The organism is Nannocystis pusilla (genome assembly GCF_026626665.1).
Lineage (GTDB): Bacteria > Myxococcota_A > Polyangia > Nannocystales > Nannocystaceae > Nannocystis > Nannocystis pusilla.
In genome coordinates this window covers 2,387,370-2,412,880 of record NZ_JAPNKE010000002.1, presented here as the reverse complement: position 1 = coordinate 2,412,880, position 25,511 = coordinate 2,387,370, and the positions used below count along the sequence as shown (strand labels likewise).

The 25,511-nt window shown below is 71.7% G+C and carries 18 protein-coding genes and 6 pseudogenes; 15 read left to right on the top strand and 9 right to left on the bottom strand.

All coding sequences use genetic code 11. From position 1 onward, the window contains the following. Positions 1-201 precede the first annotated feature (201 nt). From OV079_RS10505 to OV079_RS57605, 6 genes and pseudogenes are all read right to left on the bottom strand, one after another. Complete coding sequence (locus OV079_RS10505) at positions 202-2,418, bottom strand: Gldg family protein (protein WP_267767945.1); 2,217 nt, start codon at positions 2,416-2,418, stop codon at positions 202-204. Beyond that, positions 2,415-3,074: pseudogene (locus OV079_RS55730) on the bottom strand (ATP-binding cassette domain-containing protein); the annotation flags it as partial. The pseudogene OV079_RS55730 and the gene OV079_RS10505, both read right to left, overlap by 4 nt. 91 nt (positions 3,075-3,165) lie before the next feature. Further along, positions 3,166-3,420: pseudogene (locus tag OV079_RS57615) on the bottom strand (ATP-binding cassette domain-containing protein); the annotation flags it as partial. Positions 3,421-3,652: 232 nt separating this feature from the next. Beyond that, complete coding sequence (locus OV079_RS10495) at positions 3,653-4,678, bottom strand: tetratricopeptide repeat protein (protein WP_267767944.1); 1,026 nt, start codon at positions 4,676-4,678, stop codon at positions 3,653-3,655. Continuing rightward, the gene (locus tag OV079_RS57610; protein ID WP_420829401.1) at positions 4,588-5,574 is read right to left on the bottom strand and encodes an ADP-dependent NAD(P)H-hydrate dehydratase; all 987 of its coding nucleotides are present in this window, start codon (positions 5,572-5,574) and stop codon (positions 4,588-4,590) included. The genes OV079_RS10495 and OV079_RS57610 overlap by 91 nt, the downstream gene beginning before the upstream one ends. A gap of 259 nt (positions 5,575-5,833) precedes the next feature. Continuing rightward, positions 5,834-6,442: pseudogene (locus OV079_RS57605) on the bottom strand (NAD(P)H-hydrate epimerase); the annotation flags it as partial. A gap of 303 nt (positions 6,443-6,745) precedes the next feature. On the opposite strand from OV079_RS57605, the gene OV079_RS10485 reads away from it, so the two are divergent. The 14 genes and pseudogenes from OV079_RS10485 to OV079_RS10405 all read left to right on the top strand — a co-directional run bounded on the left by OV079_RS10485 (position 6,746) and on the right by OV079_RS10405 (position 20,936). Further along, positions 6,746-7,432: a hypothetical protein gene (locus OV079_RS10485; protein ID WP_267767942.1), complete on the top strand. Its 687-nt coding sequence runs from the start codon at positions 6,746-6,748 to the stop codon at positions 7,430-7,432. A gap of 93 nt (positions 7,433-7,525) precedes the next feature. Beyond that, positions 7,526-8,113, top strand: a complete 588-nt coding sequence (locus tag OV079_RS10480; protein WP_267767941.1) for a Uma2 family endonuclease — start codon at positions 7,526-7,528, stop codon at positions 8,111-8,113. A 28-nt stretch (positions 8,114-8,141) separates the two neighbouring features. Continuing rightward, positions 8,142-8,741 (top strand): Uma2 family endonuclease, encoded by a 600-nt coding sequence (locus OV079_RS10475; protein WP_267767939.1) that lies wholly within the window; start codon positions 8,142-8,144, stop codon positions 8,739-8,741. 248 nt (positions 8,742-8,989) lie between these two features. Continuing rightward, positions 8,990-10,015, top strand: coding sequence for a menaquinone biosynthetic enzyme MqnA/MqnD family protein (locus OV079_RS10470; RefSeq protein WP_420829400.1), 1,026 nt, complete (start codon positions 8,990-8,992; stop codon positions 10,013-10,015). A gap of 39 nt (positions 10,016-10,054) precedes the next feature. Continuing rightward, positions 10,055-10,885: a radical SAM protein gene (locus OV079_RS10465; RefSeq protein ID WP_267767937.1), complete on the top strand. Its 831-nt coding sequence runs from the start codon at positions 10,055-10,057 to the stop codon at positions 10,883-10,885. A 201-nt stretch (positions 10,886-11,086) separates the two neighbouring features. Beyond that, positions 11,087-12,475 (top strand): Na(+)-translocating NADH-quinone reductase subunit A, encoded by a 1,389-nt coding sequence (locus OV079_RS10460; RefSeq protein WP_267767935.1) that lies wholly within the window; start codon positions 11,087-11,089, stop codon positions 12,473-12,475. A 17-nt stretch (positions 12,476-12,492) separates the two neighbouring features. After that, complete coding sequence (locus tag OV079_RS10455; RefSeq protein WP_267767933.1) at positions 12,493-13,860, top strand: NADH:ubiquinone reductase (Na(+)-transporting) subunit B; 1,368 nt, start codon at positions 12,493-12,495, stop codon at positions 13,858-13,860. After that, entirely contained in the window at positions 13,743-14,486 is a 744-nt protein-coding gene (locus tag OV079_RS10450) for a Na(+)-translocating NADH-quinone reductase subunit C (protein WP_267778497.1), read from the top strand. Before OV079_RS10455 ends, OV079_RS10450 begins: the two co-directional genes overlap by 118 nt. A gap of 3 nt (positions 14,487-14,489) precedes the next feature. Next, positions 14,490-15,113, top strand: coding sequence for an NADH:ubiquinone reductase (Na(+)-transporting) subunit D (locus tag OV079_RS10445; protein WP_267767932.1), 624 nt, complete (start codon positions 14,490-14,492; stop codon positions 15,111-15,113). Positions 15,114-15,117: 4 nt separating this feature from the next. After that, positions 15,118-15,734, top strand: a pseudogene (gene nqrE, locus OV079_RS10435) (NADH:ubiquinone reductase (Na(+)-transporting) subunit E). Between the two features lie 22 nt (positions 15,735-15,756). Further along, positions 15,757-16,984, top strand: a pseudogene (gene nqrF / locus OV079_RS57600) (NADH:ubiquinone reductase (Na(+)-transporting) subunit F). 238 nt (positions 16,985-17,222) lie between these two features. Next, complete coding sequence (locus OV079_RS10415) at positions 17,223-18,359, top strand: FAD:protein FMN transferase (RefSeq protein ID WP_267767922.1); 1,137 nt, start codon at positions 17,223-17,225, stop codon at positions 18,357-18,359. Positions 18,360-18,529: 170 nt separating this feature from the next. Beyond that, positions 18,530-19,678: an STAS domain-containing protein gene (locus OV079_RS10410; protein WP_267767920.1), complete on the top strand. Its 1,149-nt coding sequence runs from the start codon at positions 18,530-18,532 to the stop codon at positions 19,676-19,678. Between the two features lie 40 nt (positions 19,679-19,718). Then, entirely contained in the window at positions 19,719-20,936 is a 1,218-nt protein-coding gene (locus OV079_RS10405; RefSeq protein ID WP_267767919.1) for an NHL repeat-containing protein, read from the top strand. Positions 20,937-21,121: 185 nt separating this feature from the next. Here OV079_RS10405 and OV079_RS55720 read toward each other — a convergent pair whose 3' ends face one another. From OV079_RS55720 to OV079_RS10390, 3 genes and pseudogenes are all read right to left on the bottom strand, one after another. Continuing rightward, complete coding sequence (locus tag OV079_RS55720) at positions 21,122-22,066, bottom strand: DUF2520 domain-containing protein (protein WP_267767917.1); 945 nt, start codon at positions 22,064-22,066, stop codon at positions 21,122-21,124. Further along, a complete protein-coding gene (locus tag OV079_RS10395) occupies positions 21,949-22,479 on the bottom strand; it encodes a nicotinate-nicotinamide nucleotide adenylyltransferase (RefSeq protein ID WP_267767916.1) in 531 nt (176 codons plus the stop codon). The genes OV079_RS55720 and OV079_RS10395 overlap by 118 nt, the downstream gene beginning before the upstream one ends. Before the next feature lie 228 nt (positions 22,480-22,707). Beyond that, positions 22,708-23,774, bottom strand: a pseudogene (locus tag OV079_RS10390) (exo-beta-N-acetylmuramidase NamZ family protein). A gap of 310 nt (positions 23,775-24,084) precedes the next feature. Here OV079_RS10390 and OV079_RS10385 point away from each other — a divergent pair. Further along, positions 24,085-24,855, top strand: coding sequence for a hypothetical protein (locus OV079_RS10385; protein WP_267767914.1), 771 nt, complete (start codon positions 24,085-24,087; stop codon positions 24,853-24,855). The last annotated feature ends 656 nt before the right edge of the window (positions 24,856-25,511 follow it).

The window sequence follows — 25,511 nt, the reverse complement described above, 5'->3', positions numbered from 1 at the left end:
AGCGTCGGCAAGCGCCGCACACCTGCCCCAGCGGACATGTTTTCTACAGCATGTCCCCTCACGCCCGCCTCCAGCACCAGCCGCGCACCCGAGGCTGTCCATGAGGACATGTCTTTACAGCATGTCCCTGCACGCCCGCCTCCAGCACCATCGGCGCTCCCGTGGCTGTCCATGAGGACATGTCTTTTAAAACATGTCCCTTCATACCCGCCGCCTCCACAGCACCCACAGCCCGAGCACCGCCCCGAAGCCCGGCAGGCCGACCAGGCACATCCACACCATCTGCGCCAGCTGGTCCTCCTGCAGCACCAGCTTGACGTGCTCGCGCGGCCGCGGCCGCAGCCCGAGCAGCGCGTCGCGTTCGCTGAGCCAGCCGACCGCGTTGAGCAAGAAGTCGCGCCCGCGGTCGTACACCACGTCTTCGCGGAGCAGCGCGTTGAGGGCGAAGTCGGCCGAACCGACCACGATCATGCGCGACCCGCCGAGCTCCGCCGCCGCCGCGATCGGCACCGGCCCCTCGCGGTCGACCGCCGGATCGAAGCGCGGCGCCTCGCCGCGGGTGAACGCCAGGATGTCCGCCTCCGCCCAGCCGCGCTCGCTCGTCTGGATCAGCGTCGTCGCCGGCGGCTCCACCGTCAGCTCGCGCACCTGCAGCAGCGAGATCGGCTGCCCCACCAGCCGCGCCGTCGCCGGATGGTCGCCCCACCCCTCCTGCAGCGTGAACGCCAGGAACGGCGTCGCCCCGGCCATCGGCGACGGATCGACCACCACCCGCTCGCCGAAGCGGATCCCCCGCTGCGCCGTCAGCTCCTCGAGCCCGTTCGGCGCCAGCCCGCTGCTCCCGCGCAGGATCACCGCGCCCGCCAGCAGCAGCACATCGCCGCCGCCCGCCACGAAGCGCTCGACCTCCTTCACGTGCTCCGGCGGCAGCGGCCCCTGCGGCCCGCCCACCAGCAGCACGTCGCAGCCCGTCAGCCCCTCCGGCCCCGACAGGTCGGCGATCCGCACCGTCAGCCCCGCGTCGGTCAGCAGGTCGCGCAGGTGCGCGTAGCCGCTGTACGGCTCGAGGCTGTCGAGCGCCGGCTCGCCGTGCCCCTGCGTCGCGCACACCACCACCCGGCGCGCGTCGGTGACCGCGAGGAACTTGCCGAGCAGCGCCTCCTCGCCGCGGAACTCCTTCACCCGCGGCCCCGTCACCTGTACGTCGGGACCTGTCGCGAAGGACACCAGATCGGTCGGCAGCAGATGCGCCTTGCGCAGCCCCGCCCCCTGGCCCGAGCGGATCAGCACCACCCCGTCGGCCAGCTCGCGGCCGGTCAGCGCGTAGTCGCCGATCGCCGCGCTCGCCTCCTGATGATCGCGGTCGGGGTCGACGAAGCGCACCCGCAGGCGCTCCGGCGCCGCCGTCGTCATGCGGGCCAGCACCTCGCGCAGCTCCGCCTGCAGCGGGTTCGGCCGACCGCCGCCGATCGTCGAAGGCACGATCACCGTCACCTCGACCGCCGCCGGCAGCCCCGCCAGCACCTCGCGCGCGCGCTCGCTGAGCGAGTACACGTGCCCACCCGTCCAGTCGCCGCGCTCCGCGTGCCGGCTCGCCAGCACCGCCGAGTTCGCCAGCGTGAACGCGGCCAACCCGACCTGCACCGCGTGCTCGAAGCGCCGGCGCGGGCTCACTGCCACCACCGCCGCCAGCAGCAGCGACGCCGTCGCCGCCAGGTGGAGGTACAGCCAGCGCGGATCGACGATCCCCTGCGCCAGCTCCTGCATCATCGTCAGCAGGCTGGTCGCCTGGATCGCCCGGCTCGCCGCCTCGGACTGCACCTGTCCTTCGAGGAGGCCGCTCATCACCGCGATCGTGCACACCACGAACGTCATCACCGCCGCCGCCAGCTGGCTGCGGGCGATCGCGCTGGCCAGCAGCCCCACCGCCAAGAAGCTCGCGCCGACCAGCCCGACCCCGAGGTACCCCGCCAGCACCGGCCCCGCCTCCGGCCGCGCCCCCGCGCCCATCAGCAGCACGTAGAACGCCGCCGTCGGCAGCCACAGCGCCGCGTAGAACGCGTACGCCCCGACGAACTTGCCGGCCACCAGCTGCCCCGGCGACAGCGGCGCCGTCAGCAGCGCCTCGAGCGTCCCCAGCCGCCGCTCCTCCGCCACCAGGCGCATGCTCAGCGCCGCGCAGATGAAGATCACCGGCAGCCAGAACAAAAAGAAGCTGCCGCCGAAGTAGAACTGCATCACCGGCCCCGGCGCCGCCAGCGGGTCGTTGAGCACGCGCAGCAGCAGCGCGAAGTTGTAGCCCTGGTTGAGCAGGAACAGCGTCGCCACCAGGTACGCCAGCGGCGTCACGAACAGCGACAGCAGCTCCTTGCGCGCCACGTGCCACGCCCCGCGCGCCCACCAGCCGAGCCCGCTCACGCCTCACCTCGCCCTTCGGACATGTCCTTCAGGCCATCCGATTCGCCGCTCGTCAGGCGGTAGAACCGCTCCTCGAGGCTGCGCCGGCCGATCTCGAGCTGCACCGGCGGCACCCCGACCTGCAGGCTCGCCCGCCCGAGCGCCGCCGCCAGCGCCTCCGCCTCGCCCGCGTCGGCGCAGCGGACCCGGGCGCGCGAGCCGGCGCCGTCGGCCACCGGCCCCTCGACCTGCGGACCGCCGGCTCCGGCCAGCGCCAGCACCTCCGCCGCGCGCCCGGGCGGCCCGTCCCAGCGCACCAGCACCTCGCTCGCCCGCAGCGCCTCGGCCACCGACTCGTCGGCCACGCAGCGGCCCTGGGCCAGCACCACCACGCGGTCGCACAGCGCCTCGACCTCCGCGAGGATGTGCGACGAGAAGATCAGCGTCTGCCCGCCGCCGAGCGACTTGAGCATCGCCCGGATCTCGAGCACCTGGTTCGGATCGAGCCCCACGGTGGGCTCGTCGAGCACCACCAGCGGCGGCGCGCCGAGCAGCGCGTCGGCGATCCCGACCCGCTGGCGATAACCGCGGGAGAGGTGCGCGATCGGCCGCTCCAGCATCTCGCCCAGGCCCGTCTGCTCGGCCACCCGGCGGATCTCCGCCGCCCGCGCGCCTCGGCACCCGCTTGATCGCCGCCCGGAAGTCCAGGTGCTCGCGCACCCGCAGCTCGACGTACAGCGGCACCTGCTCGGGCAGGTAGCCGACCTGCTCGCGCACCTGCAGCGACTGCGACGACGCGTCGAGCCCGGCCACCGACACCTTCGTGTCCGGGCCCGCCTGCACCGGCAAGAACCCGCACACGATCCGCATCAGCGTCGACTTCCCGGCCCCGTTCGGCCCCAGGAGCCCCACGCGCTGGCCCGGCGCCACGCGGAACGACACGTCGCGCAGCGCCGGCGCGGCCGCCCCCGGGTAGCGGTGCGACAGGTGGTCGACCGCGAGCGACGCCGGCGCGCGGGTCATCGCTTCGTCGCCGGCGCCCCTGCGCCCTGCTGGCCCTTGCCCGCGCTGGCTCCGGCGCCGGACTCGGCCGAACCGCCGCTCGCCCCTGCGCCCGCGCCCGACTCGCGCTTGCCGTCGCCCGCGCTGGGCCCGGCGCCGGACTCGGCCGAACCGCCGCTCGCCCCTGCGCCCGCACCCGACTCGCGCTTGCCGTCGCCCGCGCCCGCCGCACCTGCCCCTTGAGCGCTGTCCTTCAGGTCCTGTCCCTTCGCACCTGCCCCCTGGGCAATGTCCTTGGGGTCCTGTCCCTTCGCACTTGCCCCCTGGGCAATGTCCTTGGGGTCCTGTCCCTTCGCACCTGCCCCCTGAGCCACATCACCCGCGGCCGTCCCCTCGGCCGGCGCCGGCCAGGCCGCGACTCGAGCGGGTCGCGCTCGATCTCCTGGACCGCCCACAGCATCGCCGCCTTCGCCTCCGGGTGCGCCTCCTTGGCTGCGGCTTCGGTCAGCGCCGCCTTGTAGCCGGTCAGCCGCTGGCTGCCCATCGCCTCCGCCAGCGCCTGGCGCACGACCGGGTCCGGCTCGCGCGAGAGCGCGTAGAGCAGCGCCAGCCCCGTCCCGTTGTCGCGGGCCGGGATCAGCGCCCGCGCGCACGCGGCCCGCTGATCGACCGGCATCACGTACGTGCCGTCCTTGTTCTGCAGCGTCAGCCCGTCGATGAGCCCGCGGCGCCGCATCTCGTAGGCCGCGTAGGCCTTCGTCGCCTCCTCCGTGCGCCCCGCCTTGACGTTCACCTCACCGAGCAGCAGCCACGCCTCGAGGTCGTCGGGGTCGTCCTTCACCACCGCCTCCTGCTCGGGGATCGCCGCCTCGAACTGCCCGTCGGCCGCCAGCGCCAGCGCCAGCACTCGCCGCGGCTCGATCTCGTTCGGCAGCAGCGCCAGAGTCTGGCGGTAGAACGAAATGGCCGTCCGCCGATCGCCCGCGCGCTCGTGCAGCGTCCCCAGCAGCAGGCTCGCGTTGGCCCGCAGCGGCGCGTCGCTCGCGTTGTCGGCGATCTCGCGCAGCCCCGGCCCGAGCTCGGTCACGATCCGCTGCGGCCCGTCCTTGTCCTCGGGCAGCAGCGCCGCCATCCGCTCCTTCGCCTGCAGGTACAGCTCGGCGCGCGACTCGTCGGTCGGCCCCGCCTTCACCTCCGGGGCGGCCTTCCCCTCGGCGCGCGGCTTCGGCGGGGGCGCCGGCGGCAGCCCCTCCCCGCAAGCACCGAGTCCCAGGAGCACCGCCGCGCACAACCACGCCGAAACTGTTCGCATGGCCACGGGACAACGCCCTCGCCGACTCGGTTCCCGCGCGCCCGTTCGCTGCTGCACGCCGGAAAGGTGCCACAGGTCCCGCCCCTTGAACACCCGCCCGCGCATCGCCCCCTCGACTCCGGCGACCGTCCCTCGCGCCAGCGAAGGCCGCAGCGACTCGCCGATCTCGACCGCGAACCTGCCGAGCGACCGGCGACCTCGAAGCAGCATCGACCTCGGCGGCCGCAGTGAGAACCGCCGAGCTCGCGTTCAGCCGAGCACGCGCCGCGGAACCGCGGGTGCGTCTCCTCGGGCGCAGCCAGCACCGCCGCGATCGCGTCGGCGATGTCCAGCGCCACCGCCCCCACCACCAACCGTTCGCCCGCCACCCCGTGCACATGCACCCCCGCCGTCGCGGCGGCCCACGGCGACAGCCCGCGGCCGAGCAGCGCCGCGATCGCTCCGGCCAGACAGTCGCCGCTGCCCGCGGTCGCCAGGGCCGGCCCGCCGCTCACGCACACGCCCAGGCGCGAGCCCTCGGCCACCAGCGTCCCTTCGCCCTTCAGCACCACCACCGCGCCCGTCACCGTCGCCAGCGACCGCGCCGCCAGCGGTCGATCGGCCTGCACCCGCGCCGCGGTCCACGTCTCACCTGTCCTCGCGGACAGCAAGCGAGCCGCCTCCGCCGGGTGCGGCGTGATCACCCGCGGCATCGCCGATCGCGCCCCGATCTCGGCCAGCGCCGACGCATCCCACACCGCCGCCCGCCGGTCTTCCAACCATAATTCCGCCAGCCCCGCCCGGTCCGCCTCGCGCACCAAGCCTGGCCCGACCACCAGCACCTTCGCCGCCGGCACCGGCTCGGCGCCGCGGGGCTGCACCATCAACTCCGGCCGGTGCGCCAGCAGCTGCGCCTGCGCCGCGATCGTCGGTGGCGATCGTCACCAGCCCCGCTCCGGCCCGCAGCGCCGCCGCTCCGGCCAGCACCGCCGCCCCCGGCGTCCCCGCCGAGCCGCCGACGATGCCGACGTGCCCGCGCTCCCCCTTGTGCGAACCCGGTTTCAGCCCCGCGATGCTCCTGGCCACTTCGCACGGATCGATCAGACATGTCTCATCCGACATGTCCTGAGAGACAATCCCGATGTCGGCCACCACCACCTCGCCGGAGGCCGCGCGTCCCGGCGTCACGTGCAGCCCCGGCTTCGAGCGGACGAACGTCACCGTGCGGTCGGCCGCGAACACCGGCCCGGGCGCGGCCCCCGTGTCGGCGTCGAGCCCGGTCGGGATGTCGATCGAAAGCTTCGGCCCCGAGCGCGCGTTGGCCCACGTCACCGCCGCCACGAACGGCTGGCGCAGCGGCGGCGCGGCCCCCGTCCCGAGCATCGCGTCGACGATCAGCGCCTCCGCCTGCCCCTGCGGCAGCCCGCGCTCGATCGGCACCCCCAGCTTCTCGGCCAGGGCCACCTGCTCGGCCAGCTCCGGGCTCATGCGTTCGCTCAGCAGGAACGCCCGCGCCGGCACCCCCCACCCGTGGAGGATCCGCGCCACCGCCACCCCGTCGCCGCCGTTGTTGCCCGGCCCGCACAGCGCCCACACCGGCAGGTCCCCGCGCATCGCCAGCGCCTCGCGGGCGCAGCACAGCGCCGCCCGCTCCATCAACACCGGCGACGGCGCCCCCAGCTCCACGATCGTGTGGCGATCGGCCGCCGCCGCCTGACTCCTCGTCCACAGCGTCGCCCAGGCGCGCGTCATACCCGGCAGGATAACCCGTCTGCCCCGCGCGGGCGAGCGCTGGCCGCCGTGCAGGCGAATCACATGTCTCGAAGGTCATGTCCTTGCGAGCGCGCTCCTCGGCCACGGGCGCCGTCCTGGCCGACCGGGGCCCGTTCTCCTCGGCCCCGCGGGGTCTCTGTCCTCGCTGCCCGAGCCCTTCTACATCGTTCGCGTGGCGGGTCCCATCCTTGCCGACCGGGCCCGTTCCTGCCATTCTCGGCCGCGATGGGCGTGGACTCTCGTCGGACCGCGAGCGCGATCGTTCGGCTGCCCGCGCTCGCCGTGCTGCTCGTCTGCCCGGCTTGCATGTCCTACGGCCCGCCCGTGCGCAGCCCCGGCTACGGCGCTCCCGGCCGGATCCGCCAGGGTCAGCTCGAGCTCGGCGGCGCCGTCGCGCACCCGGGTCGCCCCGGCAGCGGCGGCCCGTTCATCGGCTACGGCGTACGCGACTGGGCCAGCGTCGAGGTCGGCGCCGACTTCTCGTTCCGCCAGTGGGCTCTCGGCTACCTCGGCGGTCGCTTCACCTACGCGCCCCGTCGCGACCGCAAGCTCCACGGCGCCCTCGACGGCAAGCTCGGCGTCGGCGGCGGCGTCGGCGGCCGCTTCTACTGCCCTGACTCTCCGTGCGCCGACACCCGCGGCTGGACCGAGCGCGCCGCTCTCGGCGGCTACGTCGGCGGCGGCGCCGGCTACCACTTCAGCTTCTTCGCCCTCTACGCCCGCGGCCGCCTGCAGGCCACCGCCGCCGAGGGCCTGCCCTCCACCCTGTTCGGCTCCCTCCACGGCGGCATGCAATTCCGGATCGCCCGCCACGTCGACATCTTCGCCAGCGGCGGCCTGTTCGGCCTCCACAACCGCGAGGGCCGCGAAATCAGCCCCTACTGGGACGTCGGCCTCTCGGTCTACTTCGACGTCGCCCGCCGCAAGCAGCGGCCCGCCGCGCGCTCGCCGTTCCGCATGTCCTTCTAAACATGTCCGAAAGGACATACATGCCTCCAGCCCGCCGGACGCCCCGCGCGGCCGCTACCTGCCCGGCTCGACCTCTGCTACGCTGATCGTGGCATGGGCGAACCGCGGCGCCAGCCCCCCGACCCGCTGACGGTCGACGAGTTCCTGGCCATCCCCTGGCCGGAAGGCGCCCGCCACGAGCTCCACGACGGCCACGTCGTAGCATCGCCCCCGGCGATGCGCGCGCACCAGAGTCTCGTCACGGCCCTCGCTCATGCCATCGGCCGCATGCTCGCGGACGGTTCCGACCTCCTCACCAGCGCTGGCCTCGTCCCAGCCGCCGGCCGCGACACCTGCTACCAGGTCGACCTGCTCGTCACCTGCGAGCCGCCCGAGCCCCGCCAGCGCACGATCCACGCCCCGATCCTGCTCGTCGAGGTGCTGTCTGCAAGCACGCAGGCGATCGATCGCAACCGCAAGCTGCCCGACTACCGCCAGCTCGCCAGCGTCCAGGAGGTCGTGCTCGTCGACAGCGAGGCCATGCACGTCGAGCTCTACCGCCGCTTCGAGGGCACGCGCTGGCTCAGCGAGATCTTGCGCGACCCGACCGACATCCTCCACCTCGACAGCGTCGGCCTCGATCTCGCGCTCGCGGACCTCTACCGCCGCGTCGTCTTCCCCGCCGAAGAAGCCGCCGGCTGACCTGTCCCGAACACCAGGTCGACACGCCATGGGTCACCCACAGCCGAAATCTTCCACGCTCGTCACTCTGGCCGATTTCTACGCGCTCACGTGGCCCGACGACCTCCGCCGCGAGCTGCACGACGGCCAGATCGTCGCCATGGCCCCGCCGAAGAACGCCCACGGGACCCTCGTGATCAACCTCGGCGCCGCCCTCAAGGCGGCTCTCCGCGGTCGTCGTCCCTGCCGCGTCCAGACCGAGGCCGGCATCCTCCCGCCCACGCGCGAGCACTCCTACTACCAGGCCGACCTGCTCGTCACCTGCGAACCCTCGCGCCCGGGCGAGCGCGACGTCGCCGCGCCGCTGTTCGTGTGCGAGGTCCTGTCGGAGAGCACCGAGCTCTTCGATCGCCGGTGCAAGGTCCCCGAGTACCGGGCCATCGCCAGCGTGCGCGAGGTCTTGCTCGTCGACAGCGAGCGCATGTTCGTCGAGTTGCACCGTCGCCTCGACGAGCGTCGCTGGCTCACCGAGATCTTGCAGCGCCCGCACGACGAGCTCGCTCTCGAGACCGCCGGCGTCAAGCTCGCGCTCGTCGACCTCTACGAGGACGTCGCGCTGCCCGCCGCCAACCTCGAGCTCCCCCTCTGACCTGTCCTCAAGGCCAGCCCCTCCCCCCTGGCCGCCCCTGCGAGCAAGCGCACGCGCCTCGCCGCTCGCCTTCCTTTCTCGTACAATCCGCCCGCCATGCCCGCCCCATTGCGCGCCTGTGCGGTCTCGTTCCTCAACGCCTGGCCGCTCGTCCAGCCGCTCGTCGGCCAGCACCTCTCCGCCGACAAGATTCCGCGCCACCCGGACGGCACCCCGCTGTTCGACCTCAGCCTCGTGCTCCCCAGCGAGTGCGCGCGGCGCTGGAGACCGGCGAGTGTGACGTCGCCCTCGTCCCGGTCGCCGCTTGCGCCGCGCACCCCGAGTGGGAGGTCGTGCCCGAGGTCGGCATCGGCTGTCGCGGGCCGGTGCACTCGGTCCTGTTGGTCTCCGCCGTCCCCTTGCCGCAGATCGAGCGGATCTACCTGGACGCCGCCTCGCGGACCTCCGTCGTCCTCGTGCAGCTGCTCCTGCGCGCCCAGGGCATAAGCCCCGAGTGCGTCCACGCCCCGCACCGCGAGGGCGCCGGCCTCGTCCGGGGCACCCACGCCGCCCTCGTGATCGGCGACGCCGCCATGGCGCTGCACGACCGCTTCCCGCACGTCTTCGACCTCGGCGCCATGTGGCTGGCCCAGACCGGCCTCCCGTTCGTGTTCGCCGTCTGGGCCGCGCGCCCCGGCCTCCTCACGCCCGCCCACGTCACTGCCCTGCAGGACGCCCGCGCCTACGGCCTCAAGCACGCCGAGGAGCTCGCCCACGCCTTCCGCGAGCAGCAGCTGCAGGCCGGCCTGCCCGCGCGCGACCTCCTCAGCGACAACGCCTACGCCAACTACCTCCGGCGGGCGATCCGCTACGGCCTCTCCACCAAGGAGCGCGAGGGCGTCGTCGAGTTCCTCTCGCGGGCCACCGCCGCCGGGCTCCTCACGATCCCCGGCCACGACCCCGAGGATCCGGTCCACATCCGCTTCGCCGGCGGCGCCGCGCCCGAAGCGCTGGTCGCCGCCCGCCGACCGCGGCCGCCGCTCGCGGCCGACGAGTTGCTCGCGCGTGCCGCCGCCGGCGGTCGCCTCGACCTCGCCGAGGGCATCTTCCTCTACGAGCACGCCGACCTCATGGCGCTCGGCGCCGCCGCCGACGCGCGTCGCGCCGCGCTCCATCCCGAGGGCGTCGTCACCTACATCATCGACCGTAATGTAAACTATACAAACGTGTGCGTAACGCGTTGTAAGTTCTGCAATTTTACACCCCGCCCGGCGGCCGCGGCGGCTACGTCCTGAGCCGCGAAGAGCTCGCCCGCAATTCCGCGAGACCGAGGAATGGGCGGCGTCCAGATCCTCCTGCAGGGCGGCCTCAACCCCGAGCTCGGGCTCGAGTGGTACGAGGACTTCTTCCGCTGGACCAAGGCCAACTTCCGCCTCGCGTTGCACGCGCTGTCGCCGACCGAGATCATCCACATCGCCCAGCTCGAGGACTTGCCGATCCGGGACGTCCTCGTCCGGCTGCGCGCGGCCGGCATGGACTCGTTGCCGGGCGGCGGCGCCGAGATCCTGGACGACGAGATCCGCGCCCGGATCTCGCCCTTCAAGAACACCGCGGACGAGTGGCTTGCGGTCATGCGCGAGGCCCACGCCCTCGGCATGAAAACCACCGCCACCATGGTGTTCGGCTTTCAGGAGACCGCCGAGCAGCTCGTCCACCACATGGACCGGGTGCGCAGCCTGCAGGACGAGACCGGGGGATTCACCGCCTTCATCACCTGGCCGTTCCAGGCCGACGGCACCCGGCTCAAGCTGCGCGACGACACCAGCCCGCTGCGGTACTTGCGAGTACAAGCGCTGGCGCGGCTCTACCTCGACAACGTCCCCAACCTGCAGGTCAGCTGGCCGACTCTCGGGCCCGAGATCGGCGAGGTCGCCCTGCGCTTCGGCGCAAACGACTTCGGGTCTGTCATGATCGAGGAGAACGTCGTCTCGCAGGCCGGCGCGCGGTTCATGATGAGCGCCGCCGAGATCGAGGCCCACATCCGGCTCGCCGGCTTCGTCCCCGCGCGCCGGAACATGCGTTACGACCGCCTGCCCGGCGTTCCGTCGGCCGGCGCGCCGGTCGCCGCATCGGCCGCCGCGCGCGGCGATCTCGAGGTCTTGTGACCCCTCGCACGTCCGCGGACGGCCGGCCGCACTCCGAAAAACCCGCGAACATAGTAAACGCCCCCCAGGGCGTTCCGAGCGGTCTTTCGGACCGGTTCGGGCCGCCTCACTCCACGAGCCTCCGGGCTCCGAACTTCACGCACCGGATCTGCCCCAGCGAAAGCCTTCAGGCCCGACTCGGTCCGCGCAAGAACCCGCACCATGACAGTACATCGGATCAAGGGACTCGACCTCCCGATCACCGGCACGCCGCAGCAGGTGATCGAGGCCGGAACGCCCGTACGTCACGTCGCCCTCCTGGGCGCCGATTACGTGGGCATGAAGCCGAAGATGGAGGTCAAGGTCGGCGACGCCGTCAAGCGCGGACAACTCCTGTTCGAGGATCGCAAGACCCCGGGCGTCCGCTTCACCGCCCCGGGCGCCGGCTCGGTCGTCGCCGTTCACCGCGGCGAGAAGCGGGCCTTCGTCTCGCTGGTCATCGCCCTCAACGAGCGCGAGGTCGCCGGTCAACCTGGCCCCGAGGACAGGGTCACGTTCGCCAGCTACACGCGCAAGCCGGTCGAGCAGCTCGGCGCCGACGAGGTCAAGGCGCTGCTGGTCGAATCGGGCCTGTGGACGGCCCTGCGCCAGCGCCCGTTCTCGCGCGTCCCGAGCCCCGAGTCGACCCCGCGCGCGCTGTTCGTCACCGCCATCGACACCAGCCCGCTGACGGCCGACGTCGCGGTGGTGCTCAAGGGCCACGAGGCCGACTTCCAGCGCGGCCTGGCCGTCCTCAGCAAGCTCGCGCCGAAGACCTACGTGTGCAAGGGCCCCGGCCTCTCCCTCGACGCCGGCGCCGCCGCCGGCGCGCGCGTCGAGACCTTCGAGGGTCCCCACCCGGCCGGCCTGGTCGGCACGCACATCCACGTGCTCGAGCCGGTCAACCGCGAGCGCGTCGTCTGGCACATCGGCTACCAGGACGTGGTCGCCGTCGGCCGCCTGTTCGCCACCGGCGAGCTCGACTTCACCCGCGTCGTCGCCCTCGGCGGCCCGACCGTCCAGCGGCCGCGCCTGCTCAGCACCCGCAGCGGCGCCAGCCTCGACGAGCTGACCGCCGGCGAGCTCAAGACCTCCCCCGCCGGCGAGAACCGCGTCGTCAGCGGCTCGGTGTTCGGCGGGCGCAAGGCAGTCGGCGACGTCGACGGCTACCTCGGCCGCTACGTCAACCAGGTCACCGCCCTCGCCGAGGGCCGGCAGCGCAAGCTGCTCGGCTGGCTCGCCCCGGGCGGCCGCAAGTACAGCACCATCCCGGTCTACTTCGGCTACCTGGCCAAGCTGTTCGGCAAGAAGTTCGACCTCACCACCACGACCAACGGCTCACCGCGGGCCATGGTCCCGATCGGCATGTACGAGCGCGTCATGCCGCTCGACATCCTGCCGACCTTCCTGCTCCGCTCGCTCCTCGTCGGCGACACCGATCGGGCCGTCCAGCTCGGCGCGCTCGAGCTCGACGAGGAGGACCTGGCGCTGTGCACCTTCGTCGACCCGGGTAAGTCCGACTTCGGCGCCGTGCTCCGGCACAACCTCAACGAGATCGAGAAAGAGGGCTGACGCAGATGTTGCGAAAGATGCTCGACAAGCTCGCCCACTCCTTCGAGAAGGGCGGCAAGCACGAGAAGCTGTACCCCCTCTACGAGGCGGCGGACACCTTCCTCTACACGCCCCCGGACGTCGCCAAGCGCGACTCCCACGTCCGCGACGCCCTCGATCTCAAGCGCATGATGACCACCGTCGTCATCGCGCTGCTCCCGTGCGTGTTGTTCGCGATGTACAACACCGGCCTGCAGGCGCACCTGATGATCGCCAAGGGCGCCGCGCCGCTCGACAACTGGCAGACCGCGCTCTACCAGATGTTCGGCCTCGGCTTCGACCCGGCCAGCATCCTCGCCTGCTTCCTCCACGGCGCCATCTACTTCCTCCCGGTCTACGCCATCACGATGGCGATCGGCGGCAACTGCGAGGCGATCTTCTCGGTCGTCCGCAAGCACGAGATCAACGAGGGCTTCCTCGTCACCGGCCTGCTGTTCCCGCTGACCTTGCCGCCGACCATCCCGCTGTGGCAGGTCGCGCTCGGCATCGCCTTCGGCGTCGTCATCGGCAAGGAGGTCTTCGGTGGCACCGGCATGAACGTGCTGAACCCGGCGCTGACCGCCCGCGCGTTCCTGTTCTTCGCCTACCCGGCCCAGATCTCGGGCGACCAGCCGTGGGTGGCCGCCAACCTCACTGCTCTGCCGCAAGGCGTCTCCGGCGCCACCGCGCTGGCGCGCGCCGCGGTCGACCCCGGCGTGGTGATGAACCAGACCGGCGGCTGGACCGCGACCTGGTGGGACAGCTTCCTCGGCTTCATCCCCGGATCGATGGGTGAGACCTCGACGCTGGCCTGTCTGATCGGGGCCGCGATCCTCATCCTCACCCGGGTCGGCTCATGGCGCACCATGCTCGGCGTCGTGCTCGGCACGCTCGCCATGTCGAGCCTGTTCAACGCCATCGGCAGCCAGACCAACGCCATGTTCAACCTGCCGTTCGAGTGGCACGTCGTGCTCGGCGGCTGGGCCTTCGGCATGGTGTTCATGGCCACCGACCCGGTCTCGTCGGCCTTCACCGACATCGGCAAGCTGATCTACGGCTTCGGCATCGGCGTCCTCGTCGTCCTGGTGCGGGTCGTGAACCCCGCCTACCCCGAGGGCATGATGCTGGCGATCCTGTTCATGAACATGTTCGCCCCGCTCATCGACCACTTCTTCGTCCAGGCCAACATCAAGGAGGCTCGCTCGTCATGGCGCAGCATAGTACCGGCTACACCATCGGCTTCGCCGCATTGGTCTGCGTCGTCTGCGGGGTCGGCATCGCCAGCGCCGCGGTCGCGCTGGCCGACCGCCAGGCCGAGAACAAGAAGCTCGACCAGCAGAAGCAGGTCCTCGCGGTCGCCGGCCTGATGCAGGAAGGCGAGACGCTCAAGCCTGACGAGGTCAAGAAGCGCTTCGCCGACAACATCAAGCCCGAGGTCGTCGACCTCAAGGGCGGCGTCGCGGCTCAGGGCGTCGACCCGGCCGGCTTCGACCAGCGCAAGGCCCAGAAGGACCCGGCGCAGAGCCACGAGGCCCCGGCGAACGCCGCCAAGGTCCTGCGCCTGCCCAACAACGCGCTGGTCTACAAGGTCGTCAAGGGCGGCGCCGTCGACACTCTGATCTTCCCGATCGAGGGCTACGGCCTGTGGTCGACGCTGTACGGCTTCATCGCCGTCGACGCCAAGGACGCCAACACCGTCAAGGGCATCACCTTCTACCAGCACGGCGAGACCCCCGGCCTCGGCGGCGAGGTCGACAACCCCAAGTGGAAGGCCCTGTGGCCCGGCCGCAAGATCTACGGCGACAAGGGCGAGCCGCAGATCGCTATCGTCAAGGGCAAGGCCGGCCCGGCGGCCAGCGACCCGTACCGCGTCGACGGCCTGTCCGGCGCGACCATCACCAGCAACGGCGTCTCGAACCTCGTCAAGTTCTGGTTCGGCCCCGACGGCTTCGGTCCCTACATCCAACACTTCAAGGCGGCGGGGGGCAAGTAAGTCATGGACAAGCAGACCAAGGGCGTCCTCTTCGACCCGCTGTTCAACAACAACCCGATCGCCCTGCAGGTGCTCGGCATCTGCTCGGCGCTGGCGGTCACGACCAAGCTCGAGACGGCCTTCGTCATGTCGATCGCGCTGACCACCGTCACCGCGTTCAGCAACCTGGCGATCAGCTCGATCCGGAACTACATCCCGTCGAGCATCCGCATCATCGTCCAGCTGACGATCATCGCCTCGCTCGTCATCATCACCGACCAGGTGCTCAAGGCCTTCGTCTACGACGTGAGCAAGCAGCTCAGCGTGTTCGTCGGCCTGATCATCACCAACTGCATCGTCATGGGCCGCGCCGAGGCCTACGCGATGGCCAACAAGCCGGGCATCAGCTTCCTCGACGGCATCGGCAACGGCCTCGGGTACAGCATGGTGCTGCTCGTCATCGGCTTCATCCGCGAGCTGTTCGGCTCGGGCAAGCTGTTCGGCGTCGAGATCTTCAAGACCGTCAACGACGGCGGCTGGTACACTACCAACGGCCTGATGGTCATGGCGCCTTCGGCGTTCTTCCTGATCGGCTGCATGATCTGGATCATCCGCACCGTCAAGCCGGCGCAGATGGAGAAGGAGTGACCCCATGCTCGAGCACTACTTGAGCCTCCTGACGAAGTCGATCTTCGTCGAGAACATGGCCCTGGCGTTCTTCCTGGGCATGTGCTCGTTCCTCGCCGTGTCGAAGAAGGTCGAGACGGCGATCGGCCTCGGCGCCGCGGTCATCTTCGTGCTCGCCGTGTGCGTGCCGCTCAACCAGATCATCATCGTGTCCCTCCTCAGGAGGGCGCGCTGGTGTGGATCAGCCCCGAGTTCGCCACCGTCGACCTCAGCTTCCTGAGCTTCCTGGTCCAGATCGGCACCATCGCGGCCGTCGTCCAGGTCGTCGAGATGGCGGTCGACCGCTACGCCCCGGCCCTCTACAACGCGCTGGGCGTGTTCCTGCCGCTCATCGCGGTCAACTGCGCCATCCTCGGCGCCTCGCTGTTCATGGAGCAGCGCGAGTACAGCCTCGGCGAGGCCGCCGTGTTCGGCATCGGCTCGGGCATCGGCTGGGCGATGGCGATCGTCGCGCTCGCCGCCCTGCGCGAGAAGATGCGCTACAGCAACGTCCCCGAGGGTCTGCGCGGCCTCGGCATCGCGTTCATCCTCACCGGCCTGATGGCGATCGGCTTCCTCGCCTTCTCGGGCATCCAGCTCTGACCCGCGGAGGAGCACCCACCTTATGACCACCATCATCATCCTCGGCGTGGCCATGTTCACGTTCGTGATCCTGGCCCTGGTGTTCATCCTGCTCGCCGCCAAGGCGAAGCTGGTCAACACCGAGGCCGTCACGATCGGCATCAACGGCGACCCCACCCTGGCGATGCGGGTCCCCGCCGGCAGCACGCTGCTCAACACCCTCGCCAACCAGAAGATCTTCATCCCCTCGGCCTGCGGCGGCAAGGCAGCTGCGGCGTGTGCAAGGTGAAGGTCCACAGCGGCGGCGGCTCCATGGTCCCGACCGAGGCCGGTCACATCAGCAAGGGCGAGGCTCGCGAGGGCTGCCGGCTGTCGTGTCAGGTCAAGGTCAAGGGCGACATGGAGATCGAGCTGCCGCACGAGATCTTCGAGATCAAGAAGTGGACCTGCAAGGTCCGCTCGAACAACGGCGTCGCCACCTTCATCAAGGAGTTCGTCATCGAGCTCCCGCCCGGTGAGGTCGTCCCGTTCCGCGCCGGCGGCTACATCCAGATCGAGTGCCCGCCGCACGTCGCGAACTACAAGGACATGATCATCGAGGAGAAGTACCGGGACGAGTGGGACAAGTACAACTTGTGGCGCTACGTCTCGAACTGCACCGAGACGGTCGAGCGCGCCTACTCGATGGCGAACTATCCGGAGGAGTACGGCATCATCATGCTGAACATCCGGATCGCAACCCCGCCGCCGAAGGTCCCCGACGCCCCTCCGGGCATCATGAGCTCGTTCATCTTCAGCCGGAAGCCGGGCGACCCTGTCGTCATCTCCGGCCCGTACGGCGAGTTCTTCGCCCGCGAGACCAAGAACGAGATGGTCTTCATCGGCGGCGGCGCCGGCATGGCGCCGATGCGCTCGCACATCTTCGACCAGTTCAAGCGCCTCAAGACCGACCGCAAGGTCTCGTTCTGGTACGGCGCCCGCAGCCTCCGCGAGGCCTTCTACGTCGAGGACTTCGACGGCATCCAGCGCGAGTTCCCCAACTTCAAGTGGCACCTCGCGCTGTCCGAGCCAAGCCGGAGGACAACTGGACCGGCTACAAGGGCTTCATCCACCAGGTGCTGCTCGAGAACTACCTCAAGATGCACCCGGCTCCGGAAGACTGCGAGTACTACATCTGCGGCCCGCCGATGATGAACGCCGCCGTCATCAAGATGCTCACCGACCTCGGCGTCGAGCCCGAGAACATCATGATGGACGACTTCGGCGGCTGAGCCTCGCTCGCGCCTCACCCACGCAGGGCCACCCCTCGTGACGGATCCGCAAACTGGTTTGCACGGCCCTCCGGGCCTGAAACAAAAGTACGGGAGCAGGGCACAGGTCCTGCTCCCGCTCTGTCTTTTGACCTTCGTGGCTTTGAGCGCCTGGCGCCTCTGGCCTTCGGGACAGGTCACTCCCCCGCCCGCGGGTGCGCCCGCGGGTGCGCCCGCCGCCGCGCCCGCGAGCGGCCCGGTGCACGTGCTCTCGGGCCCGACGATGGGCACCACCTGGCGCGTCACCGTCGTCCACGAGGGCCGCGACGTGGCGCCGATCCTGCCGATGATCGAGGCCGAGCTCGCGCAGATCGATCGAGAGATGTCGACCTGGCGCGACGACTCGGCGATAAGCGAGTTCAACCGCCGCGCCGACACCTCCGCCTTCCCCGCCCCGGCCGCGCTCGTCGAGGTCGTCGCGCAAGCGAACGAGGTCAGCGAGCGCAGCGGCGGCGCGTTCGACGTCACGGTCTCCCCGCTCGTCGACGCCTGGGGCTTCGGCCGCGACAAGACCGCCAGCCCGCCGACCGACGAGCAGTTCGCCGCCCTGCGCGCGCAGGTCGGCTGGCAGTCGCTGCACGCCGACCGCAGCGCAAACACGCTGCGCAAGGACAAGCCCGGCCTCACGATCACCCTGTCCGCGATCGCCCCGGGCTACGCGGCCGACGTCCTCTCCGATCGCCTCGTCGAGCTCGGCTTTGGCCGCCACCTCGTCGACGTCGGCGGCGAGTTCCGGGCCCGCGGCGACGGCCCCGAGGGCCCGTGGCGCCTCGGCATCGAGCGCCCCGACGGCGCCGTCGACGAGCGCGTCGTGCAGGAGGTCGTCCCCTTGCGCGACGCCGCGCTCGCGACCTCGGGCGACTACCGCAACTACCGCGAGGAGGCGGGTCGACGGATCTCGCACACCATCGACCCGCGGAGCGGCCGTCCGATCGATCACAAGCTGGCCTCGGTCACGGTCATCCACCGCACGGCCGCGCTCGCCGACGCCTACGCCACCGCGCTCAACGTCCTCGGCCCCGAAGACGGCTTCGCCCTCGCCGAGCGCGAGAGCTGCCGGCCCTGTTCCTCGTGCGCGACGGCGCCGGCTTCGCCCCGCGCGCCACGGCGGCCTTCGCGGCCTTGCGCGCGGGGTCTCCGTCCGCCAACCTCAATCCCTGACATGCCCACGATCCTGCTCACCATCGCCGTCCTCGGGGCCGTCATGCTCGGCATGGCCGTCGGCGCCATCTTCGCCGGCAAGGCCCTCAAGGGCTCGTGCGGCGGCCTGGCCAACGGCAACTGCGGCTGCACCGACGCCCAGCGCCGCGACTGCTCGACCAAGCAGGCGGCCTGAGCCGCGCCCGTTCGCGCGAGGTGCTGGCCGGTCTTAGGGGCATGTCCTCTGCGACATGTCCTTCTTCACCTGCCTCATCCGACAGGTCGCAGCGGACATCCAGGCTCTGAACATCGTCTCCTCGGCCTGGCGCGGCCCCAGCGAATGAGCGACGCTGGTGGCGGGTGTCGATGGCGGAGTTCGACGCGGCGTACCTCGACGAGCAGCTCAGGGGCCTGGGGCACTCGCCGGTCCCGGTCTGGGTGCTGGACCCGGACCACATGCGGATCCGCTGGGTCAACGCTCCCGGGCTGGTGATGTGGCGGGCCGACAGCCGCGAGGAGCTGTTCGCCCGCGACTTCAACGTCGGCCTCGACACCATGCGCACCCGCCTCTTCGCCGCCGTCGAGACGGTCCGCGAGGGCCGCACGCTGTGGGACGAGTGGACCCTCTATCCGCGCGGCGTGCCGACGCAGCTCAAGCTCCACTTCGCCCCGATCGCGCTCGGCGACGGCCGGATCGGCGTCCTGCACCACGTCTTCCCGCGCGACGAGGGCCCCGACCCGAACCAGCTGCGCGGGATCCAGGCGCTGACGGTGACCGCGGTGATCGTCGCGCTGGTCGAGTTCGGCGGCCGGATCGTCATGAAGAACCCGGCCGCGATCGCGGCCTTCGGGCGCCTCGCCGACGACTGGCCGGCGTGGTTCGTCGCCCGCGGCGAGGCCGAGGCCATGCTCGCCGCCGCGGCCGCCGGCGAGACCGTGCGCCGCGAGCACCTCGTCGCCACCGCCAGCGGCCAGCGGCTCCACGGCGTGGAGGTGCGACCGCTCCGCGACGCAGTCACCGGCGAGATGATGGCCCTCGTCCACCAGACCGACGAGACAGCGCGTCACGGCGCCGAGGTCGAGGCGGCCCGGCATCAACGCCTCGCCGAGGAGCTCGACCGCACGCTGACCCTCGTCGATCGCCAGCGGCGCGAGATCCTCGGCCTGTCCGCGCCGCTCCTCGACATCGACGCGCACACCCTCGCGGTCCCGCTGATCGGCGCCTTCGACGGCGAGCGCGCCGCCGAGCTCGAGGCGCGGGTCCTCGACGCCATCGGCGAACGCCGCGTCACCGTCGTCTTGCTCGATCTCACCGGCACCGTCGCCGGCGACCGCGACAGCGCCGAGCGGCTCTTGCGGCTGGTGCGGGCGATCCGTCTGCTCGGCGCCCGGGCGATCCTCACCGGCATAGGTCCCGCGCTCGCCACCGCGCTCGCCGGCATCGGCTTCGACGCCCACGACACACCGTTCGCGCGCTCGCTCGCCGCCGGCCTCGAGCTGGCCCGGGCCCGTTGAACCGCGCCGGCCGAGGCCGCCGCCGCTATCCTGGGGAGGAATGCGACGCGAGCTCGCGGCGTGCGGATTGCTCCTCGGCTGCGGCGCGGACGACGTCCAGGACGTCGGCAGCGACGGCCGCACCAGCAGCACGGCTTCGAGCGAGGTCGGCATCACCGTCATTCCGACCGAGGCCATGCGCTTCGACCTCGGCATGCTCGACGTCGGCGACGTCGACTGCGGCCTGCACAACGGCGACCTCGGCCTCTCGTACATCTGGATCGCCAACAGCACTCAGGGCACGGTCTCGAAGATCGACACGGTCTCGCTCAAAGAGCGCGGCCGCTACGTCGTGCGTCCCGACGCCGCGGGCAACCCCTCGCGCACCTCCGTCAACCTGTCGGGCGACGTCGCCGTCGCCAACCGCAACGGCGGCATCACCAAGATCCACGCCTTGCCCGAGCGCTGCGCCGAGAGCAACGGGATGCCCGGGATCCAGACCGCCGACGGCCCCGATTTTCTGCCGTGGGGCGTCGAGGAGTGCATCGCCTGGTACACGCCGATGACCTACGTCAGCCAGCGCCCGGTCGCCTGGACGCAGGGCGTGTTCGACCCGGACACCTGCAGCTTCCGCGAGCAGAAGCTGTGGACCGCCGGCATGAACACCCCGGGCGTGATCGACATCCTCCGCCTCGACGGCGACACCGGCGCCGTCGAAGCCAAGGTCACCATCGACGACGCCTACGTCGACAGCTACGGCATCTACGGCGGGGCCGTCGACGCGCACGGCAACTTTTGGGGCTCGCAGGTCGGCCAGGCCAAGCTGCACTTCGTCGACTACGACACCCTCGAGCACAAGAGCTGGGACCTCGAGGTCGGCGCCTACGGCATCACCGTCGACTCGCAGGGCTACGTGTGGACCTGCTCCGGCAACGCCTCGCGCTTCGATCCCGCGACCGAGACCTGGCAGCGCGTCCTCGCCGGCGAGTACGGCGGCTGCATGGAGGACGGCCACGGCACCCTCTACAAGGCCACCCCGGGCGGCATCGTCGCCATCGACACCACGACCCTGGCGATCGAGCACACCTACGCCCTGCCGCAGCACATCCACGGCATCAGCGTCGACTTCTACGGCTACGTCTGGGGCGTGTCGCAGGGCTCGGAGGCCTACCGCCTCGATCCGGCCGACGGCAGCTTCGAGACGATCGGCGGCCTCGTCGGCGCCTACACCTACAGCGACATGACCGGCTTCGCCCTCAGCTCGGTCGGCGTGCCGTGACATGGCCTTCAAGGCATGTCGATTAGGACATGCCCTAATAACCATGTCCGAGACATCATGCTCTTTAAAACATGTCTCAAAAGACAGACCGCCGCCTCGGCGGCGCTCTCCTCGCCGACCTCGTCGTCGACCCGTCGCTCCTCACGTCTTCGCGCGGCTCGTGCTCGCGCCGCCGCGAACCTTCGCTAGCGCGGCTCGCCCTGCCCGGCCTGCAGCAGCTCGACCAGCTGCCCGCTGAGCATCCGGTACAGCGCCGACGCTGCCCCTTCGAGGGCCGCCTCGTGCCGCGCCAGCGCCCCCAGGTCCCCGCGGGCCGCCGGTCCCGACACTCCGCGGGGAACCCCGAGCGCCAGCAGGTTCTCGAGCGCCGAGCGGAGCAGCTCCCCGATCGCCTCGCTGGCGATCGCCCCGGGCAGCCCCAGCGAGCGCATCGTCTCCGTCGCGCGCTCGCCCAGCACCGCCAGGTGATTGCCCGCCAGCGCGCACGCGGCGTGGTAGCGCGTGCGTTGCTCCGCGTCGAGCCCTTGCAGGTCGAGGTGGCGCTGCGTCCCGAGCCAGCGCAGCGCCACCGCGCGCGCCTCCGGGTCGCCTTCCAGGCCGAACACGCACGACCCCAGGCGGCTCTGCGGCCGCTCCCGCCGCAGGCTGCAGATCGGGTGCAGCGTCCCGACCGGATGGCCCGCCGCCGCCGCCGCCGCCAGCCCCACGCGCGCCACCACGGCCCCGGCAGCGTGCAGCACCGGCACCCGCGGCGCCCCGCGGGCCACCAGCGCCGCCGCCATCGCGCTCAGCCGGCCATCCTGTCCCAGCAGCCAGATCGCGTCGGGTGTCCCTTCGGGCAGCTCACATGTCCCTTCGACCAGCCCGCGCGCCGACCCGATCGCCGTCGACCACCCGCGCTCGCGCAGCCACGGCTCGGCGTGAGCCGACACGTTGCCGCGCCCCAGCAGCCACACGTGGCCGACCCGGCCGGCGCGGAGCCGGCGCAGCACGGCAGCCGGGACCGCCATCGTCAGGGCCTCCTGCGCCGCGGAATCGTCGCCGGCCGCCAGCCACGCGCGCACCGCGGTGCTGCTGATCTCCGGCAGCGCGCAGTCCTCCGCGTCGGCGAACCCGACCCGCGGCACCACGATCGGCGAGAACTCCGCCGCGATCTCGGCCGCCCGGTGCCAGCGCTGCAGCTCTCCGCGCACGACGATGTCCGAGCCGACCACCAGCCGCACCGCGAAGCCGGGTGCTCCTCCGCCACCGCGCGCAGCAGGTCGTAGCTGTAGCTCGGCCCCTCGCCGCCGCGGCGGGCCGCCAGCCTCGCCTCGACGTCGCTCACCTCCACCGTCTCGGCCTGGGCCGCCATCGCCAGCCGCGTCAGCGCCAGGCGATCGGCGAACGGCATCATCTGCTTGGCGAACGGGTGCGACCAGCACGGCGCCACCAGCACGCGATCGGCGAGCCCGCGCGCCAGCAAGTAAGTCGGGATCAGCGCGTGCCCGAGGTGCGGCGGATCGAAGCTGCCGCCGAGGACGGCGAGGACGGGGCGCTCCATGTGCCTGCGATCGTCCCAGCCTTCGCGGGTCGCGGCAAGTCGCCGCCCGCGCCGCGCACCCGCGAGCGCGCCTCGTCGCGGTGTATCACCCCCGCCGCATCACGCGCGTCCTTCCGCATCGGCCATCACGCCGCCTCGGGCCGACGACCTCCGCGCCACGACCTCCGCTGGCGCGGCACACCGCCTCTCGACCACTCTGCCTTGCGCGAGCCCTCACGGCGCGCCGGCTCACTCCGGGTACAGCAGGAACTTGCGGCGTCGGGCCACGAACGCCGCGCGCTCCGGCTCCTGGCTCGCCGTCATCTCGGCCAGCGACGTCTGCGCCTCGATCGCCTCGCGCAGCCACGGCCCGCCGGCCAGCAGATCGATGGCCGGGCGGTCGGCGACGAACTCGTACGGCTCGGTGCGCCAGCGCATCGCTCCCTGTCCCAAGCGCCAGGTCGCGCGCAGCACCGCCCAGCTCGTGCGCAGCGAGCGGACCGCCCCCGGCTCGCGGACGTGCAACTGCACCCGCCGCAGCGGCGCCCCGCGAACTTCTGAAACATCGGCTTGAACCCGACTGGCCGCACCTGCAGCCCCGGCAGCGCCGCGTCGTCGGCCAGCAGCGCCGCCGCGAGCGCCTGTCCTTCGAGCCAGGGCGCGCCGAACAGCTCGAACGGGCGCGTCGTCCCGCGGCCCTCGCTGAGGTTCGTCCCCTCGAGCAGGCACTGCCCCGGGTACACCAGCGCCGCGCCCATCGTCGGCATGTTCGGCGACGGCAGGACCCACGGCAGACCTGTCTCGAAGAACAGCATCGAGCGCTGCCAGCCCGCGCACTGCAGCACCTCGAGCAGCTCGGCTTCGACGCGGCCGCGCTCGAGGATCGCCATGCGGGCCAGCTCGCCCAGCGTCATCCCGTGGCGGACCGCCACGTCGTGCAGCCCGACGAAGCTCTCCTCGTTGGTCGCGATCCCGCCGCCCTCGATCTGGTCCGGCGTCCCGCCGATGGGGTTCGGGCGGTCGAGGATCAGCACCCGCACTCCCGCCTGCAGCGCCACCTCGGCGGCCAGCACCGCCGTCCACACGTACGTGTAGTAGCGGCTGCCGATGTCCTGCAGGTCGATCACCAGCCAGGCCGCCCCGTGGAACATCTCCGGCGTCGGGCTCAGGCTGGCGAACGTCTCGCCGTACAGGCTGTAGGCCGGGATCGTCGCGCGCGGCGCCTCTCCGCCCACCACTTCCATGTCTTGCGCCGCCGCGTCGAGCCCGTGCTCGGGGCCCAGCAGACTGACCACCCGCGCCCCGATCCGGCTCATCACCACCGTCGCGTGCTCGAGCTCGGCCGTCACCGACGCCGGATGACACAGCAGCGCCACCGGCACGTCGCGCAGCCGCGGGCCCTCGCCGGCGGCCAGGCGGTCGAGCCCCGTCTTCACCGCGGGCGCGCCGGCACCTGCTCCTTCAGACACATCATGAGCGAGCACGCCCTCGCTATAACGGTCCGCGGCGCCGCCCCCAATTCTCGGGCGAGCGGCGCGGCCCGAGCGGGCGCGCCCCTCTGCGGGATCTCCCGCCTTGATTCGCCGCTTTTTTGGGCCGCTCGCCGGGGCTTGGCATCCTACCTGTATGCGCGATCCTCTGGCGCCCATCCCTTCGCCCACTGTCAGCCCCAACTTCTGGGACACCGCGCTGCTGCCTCGCGGCACGCGCGTCGGCGGCGACGAGCCGGTCGAGGAGTTCTCGCCGCTGCGGCTGCTGCAGCGCGACCAGGGCGACACCCACGGCCTCGATCGCCGCAGTCGTCGCCGCGGCGGCGGTCAGACCCAGGACGCCCAGGACCACGGCAGCGCGCGCCTGATCTCCTCCGTCCACACCGTCCGGCGGGCCCTGCTCGGCCTCTCGACCGCGCACGGCTGGGCCCTCGTCCACACGCTGAGCGTCGCGCCGACCGGCCTGCTCGTCCACCTCCTCGACCTCTTGAAGCCCGGCCTCAACCCCGAGCTGCGCGATCGGGGACGCAACCTGCTGGCCCGGATCGCCCCGCAGCTCGGCGCCCCGCTGCGGCCGCGCGCCATCCACCGGCCCGGTTCGCCGCTGGCCACCATCGGCGGCTGTCTCCTCGCCCCGCGGGTGGTCGCCGATCTGTCGAGCTGGGCCTCGCAGCCGAGCGCGCGTCGAGGCGCCACGCGGGCGGGTCACGGCGCCTTCGCCGTCACCTTGCTGGCGCCGGCGGTCGACCCGCGAGACGGCGTCATCCGCATCGAGGGCAAGCTGGTGCCGATGACGGACCCGCAACCGCAGGTCCTCGCGGTCGCCCTCTCGCCTCGGGCGCTCACTGAGTTGGGGCGCACCTTGCAGTGGCCCGAGGGCGGGCCCACGCGCGCCGAGGTGCAATGATCGCCGTGTGAACTGCGGCGAGATCCGCTCACGTGTGCCCACGTTTTTGCCCGCGATTGTCGTCAGCGGGCTCGCGCGCGCAGGAAAAGTTCGGTAAAACGCGGTCCCGTGCCCCCAGAGGAGCATTGACGCTGCTTTGCCTTGTCTCTATCCTCGCGGGCAACATCTCTGGCGTATCACTTCGGCACGCCAGCGATATGGCCTCCGGGCCTGCTGCTCTCCACGGCCCTCCGGGCCTGCTGCTCTTCACGGCCCTCCGGGCCAAGCTGCTCTTCACGGCCCTCCGGGCCAAGCTGCTCTTCTGGCCCTTCGGGCCTGGAACTCACGGCCTCCGGGCCTGCACTTTCGGCCCTTTCCGGGCCACGGCCCACCGGCCTGCTTCTGCTCTTCCCGGCCCATCGGGCCTGTAGCGTGACTACCAAGGGGATCCGGCCTTGAACGCACCCAAGAAACCAGGAACCGACCTCAGCGCCCTCAAGGCGCGCCTCGCCAAGAAGACGGACGCGGCCGCACCGCCTCCCGCCGAGCCGGCAGCACCGGCGGCCGTCGCTCCGCCGGCAGCCGCTCCCGCAGCGAAGGCGGCTCCGCCGGCTCGCCCGCCGTTCAAGAAGGCGCCGTCGCCGGCCGATCTGCCGCCGCCGGGGAATCCGCGCCGA